At 34.6% G+C, this 761-nt stretch carries 1 protein-coding gene; it reads left to right on the forward strand.

Annotated features, from left to right (window positions below):
• Window positions 1–761 (forward strand): MFS transporter (locus IDG60_RS27880; RefSeq protein WP_206161015.1); only part of this gene is annotated, 761 nt, incomplete at both ends.

Below are 761 nucleotides of genomic sequence, written 5' to 3' on the forward strand. Positions count from 1 at the left end.
AGGTACTATTGCGGCATACGTTACCCCTGTTAATAGAAAAAGTGAAGGCATCAGTTTATTTTCCTTAAGTTTAGTATTAGGTACAGCGATTGGCCCATTTCTAGGCATGTTACTTATTACAAAATACGCAATTGATTTACTGTTTATTATTTGTGTCATATTAGGCATACTCGGACTCATTATCTCATTATTTATAAAAGTTGATTTCGAAGTAACAAATAATAAAACTGAAACTGATGTCATTAATAAACCAAGATTTAGTATTCATCAATTTATTGCAAAAGAGGCCATTCCTGTTGCTGTAATTATGCTTTTAATTGGCGTTACCTATGCGTCAATCCTAACTTATTTACAAGCATTTGCTTTAGAGCGACACCTAGTCACTGCAGCAAGCTATTTCTTTATTTGCTATGCTATAGCATCGTTAATTACTAGACCTATTGCTGGTAGATTGATGGATGATAAAAATGAAAATATTATTGTCTATCCAGCATTTATCATGCTTTTCCTTTCATTTGTGTGCTTAATTTCAAGCTATCAAAGCTGGTTAATATTACTTGCTGGTGCTTGCCTAGGTTTAGGGTATGGAAATTTATCATCTGCAATGCAATCTATTGCGATAAAAGTCTCACCCCCGATTAAATATGGTATCGCGACATCTACTTTTTACGTTGGTCTAGATGCAGGTGTCGGCTTCGGTCCATCATTCCTTGGGTTATTTACTCATATGTTTTCATATAGTGAAATCTTCGGCTTTATGG

The sequence above is a fragment of the Staphylococcus sp. EG-SA-2 genome (assembly GCF_017152085.1).